Annotated in this window: 1 pseudogene; it reads left to right on the plus strand. The window is 72.6% G+C overall.

Features of this window, described 5'->3' with window-relative positions:
* Nucleotides 1–83: 83 nt before the first annotated feature.
* A pseudogene (locus tag JNW87_RS36575) lies at nt 84–3,221 on the plus strand (efflux RND transporter permease subunit); the annotation flags it as partial.

Below are 3,221 nucleotides of genomic sequence, written 5' to 3' on the forward strand. Positions count from 1 at the left end.
GTGGGGTGGTGGGGGTGGGGTGGATCGGGTCGGGCAGACTTCGGGCTACCCCGCAGACCCTTTCTCAGGAGTGAGCCACGCCGATGTCGCTGCTCGCCAGATTCAGCCTCGCCAACCGGGGCCTGATCGCCCTCATCGCGCTGGTGACCACGGCGTTCGGGGCGTTCGCCGTACCGTCGCTGAAGCAGCAGCTGCTGCCGTCGCTGGAGTTCCCCGCCGCGTTCATCGTGGCGGCGTATCCGGGTGCCGCGCCGGAGATCGTCGAGTCCCAGGTCACCGAACCGATCGAGAACAGCCTTCAGGGCATCCCGGGGCTGGACAAGGTCACCTCCACCTCCCGCGAGGGCGCCACCACCGTCCAGGTGCAGTACGAGTTCGGCACCGACCTGGACGACGTGGTGAACAAGATGCAGACCGCGCTGAACCGGATCGACACCCAGCTCCCCGCCGGGGTGGACCCGCAGGTCATCGCCGGCAGCACGGACGACCTGCCCGCCGTGGTGGTCGCCGCCAGCGGTGGCGGCGACGAGCGGGCGCTGGCGGAGAAGCTGCGCCAGACCGTCGTACCGGAGCTGGAGGGCCTGGACGGGGTCCGCACGGTCGACGTGACCGGCACCCGCGACCAGGTCGTGCTGATCACCCCCGACCGAGCGAAGCTGGCCGCGGCCCGGCTCGCCCCCACCGCCATCGCCCAGGCGTTGAAGACCAACGGCGTGGCGGTGCCGGCCGGCGCGGTCGCCGACGGCAGCCGGTCGCTTCCCGTCCAGGTCGGCACCCCGGTCCGGACCGTCGACGACCTGCGCGGCATCGTCCTGGCCACCGCTCCCGCGGCGCCGATCCGGCTCGGCGACGTGGCCCGGTCGAGCAGCAGCTCGCCCCGGCCACCGCGATCACCCGGACCAACGGCAAGCCCAGCCTGGGCATCGCCGTCACCGCCACCCCCGACGGCAACGCCGTGGAGATCTCGCACGAGATCCGGGACCGGCTCGACGACCTGAAGGCGGCCTCCGGCGCGGACCTGACGGTCGTCTTCGACCAGGCCCCGTTCGTCGAGCGGTCCATCGAGAGCCTCACCACCGAGGGCCTGCTCGGCCTGCTGATGGCGGTCGTGGTGATCCTGGTCTTCCTGCTCTCCCTCCGCTCCACGCTGGTCACCGCGGTCTCCATCCCGCTGTCCGTGCTGGTCGCGCTGATCGCGCTCTGGGCCGGCGACTACTCGCTCAACCTGCTCACCCTCGGCGCGCTGACCATCGCCGTCGGGCGGGTGGTCGACGACTCCATCGTGGTGCTGGAGAACATCAAGCGGCACCTGGAGTACGGCGAACCGAAGCGGGACGCGATCATCGTCGCGGTCCGCGAGGTGGCCGGCGCGGTGACCGCCTCCACCCTCACCACGGTGGCCGTCTTCGCGCCGATCGCGCTGGTCGGCGGCTTCGTCGGGCAGCTCTTCGCGCCGTTCGCGATCACCGTGACGGTCGCCCTGCTGGCCTCCCTGCTGGTCTCGCTGACCGTGATCCCGGTGCTGGCGTACTGGTTCCTCAAGCCGCGCCGCGGCGGCGCGGACGACGCGGCGGCCCGGCGTGCCGCCGAGGAGAAGGAGCTGCGCAGCCCGCTGCAGCGGGGGTACCTGCCGGCGATCGGGTTCGCCACCCGGTCCCGGAAGACCCGCTGGATCACCGTGGGGCTGGGGCTGCTGGTGCTGCTCGGCACCTTCGGGCTCGCGCAGAAGCTGGAGACCAACTTCCTGGACGACTCAGGCCAGGACACCCTGAACATCACCCAGGAGCTGCCGGCCGGCACCGGGCTGGCCGGCACCGACCAGGCCGCCGCGAAGGTCGAGGCGGTGCTGGCGCGTACCGAGGGCGTCAAGACGTACCAGGTGAGCGCGGGCGGCAGCGACCAGCCGTGGGCGGGCGGCGGCGGCAACAACACCGCCACCTACTCGGTCGCGCTGGACGAGGGCACGGAGGCGGCCGAGGTCAAGCAGACTCTGCGGAAGGAGTTCGACGCCCTCGGTGCGGACGCCGGTGAGCTGAGCTTCGGCGCCGGGCAGAGCACCTCCGCCAACCAGCTCGAGGTGGTCGTGCAGGCCGCCGACCCCGAGGCGCTGACCCGGGCGGCCGAGGCCGCCCGCGACGCGATGGCCGGTACGCCGGGCGTCGAGGACGTCTCCACCAGCCTGGCCGAGCGGGTGCCCCGGATCGACGTCACCGTCGACCGGGTGGCCGCGGCCCGCGCCGGGCTGACCGAGGCGGCGGTGGGCCAGCTCGTGGCCCAGGCATACCGGGGCGCGCCGCTGGGCCAGGTCGGCCTCGACGGGGCGCAGCAGGACGTGGTGCTGAGCACCGGGGCCCGCCCGCCGATGAGCGTGGCCGAGCTGCGGGCGCTGCCCGTCGGCCCGGTCAAGCTGGACGACATCGCCGACGTGAACCAGGTGGAGGGGCCGCAGCAGGTGACCCGGATCGACGGTGAGCGCAGCGTCTCCGTCACCGGTACGGCCACCGGCTCCAACCTGGGCGCGACCACCCAGGAGCTGCAGAAGCGGCTGGACGCGCTGGACGTGCCCGGGGCGACCTTCGCCGTGGGTGGCGTCAGCGCCGACCAGAAGGAGGCCTTCGCCGACCTGGGGCTGGCCGTGCTGGCCGCGATCGCGATCGTCTTCCTGATCATGGTGGGGACGTTCCGCAGCCTGACCCAGGCGCTGATCCTGCTGATCTCCATCCCGTTCGCCGCCACCGGCGCGATCGGGCTGCTGCTGGCCACCGGGACGCCGCTGGGCGTGCCGGCGCTGATCGGCGTGCTGATGCTGGTCGGGATCGTGGTCACCAACGCGATCGTGCTGCTCGACCTGATCAACCAGTACCGGGCGCAGGGCAGGAGCGTGACCGAGGCGGTGGTCGAGGGTGGCCGGCGCCGGCTGCGCCCGATCCTGATGACCGCGGTCGCCACCATCTTCGCGCTGCTGCCGATGGCCTTCGGGCTCACCGGCGAGGGCGGCTTCATCTCGCAGCCGTTGGCCGTGGTGGTGATCGGTGGCCTGCTCAGTTCGACGCTGCTGACCCTGATCCTGGTGCCGACGCTCTACACGATGGTGGAGCGCACCAAGGAGTCGCTGCGGGAGCGGCGGGCGCGCCGCACCGGTCGCACCGCCGCCGGTGACCCGGCGCCGGCGGAGGTCCCAGCTGCCCGACGGCAGTTCCACCTCGGCGACCACCACGTAG

Source organism: Micromonospora sp. ATA51 (genome assembly GCF_016802855.1).
GTDB classification, from domain to species: domain Bacteria; phylum Actinomycetota; class Actinomycetes; order Mycobacteriales; family Micromonosporaceae; genus Micromonospora; species Micromonospora sicca.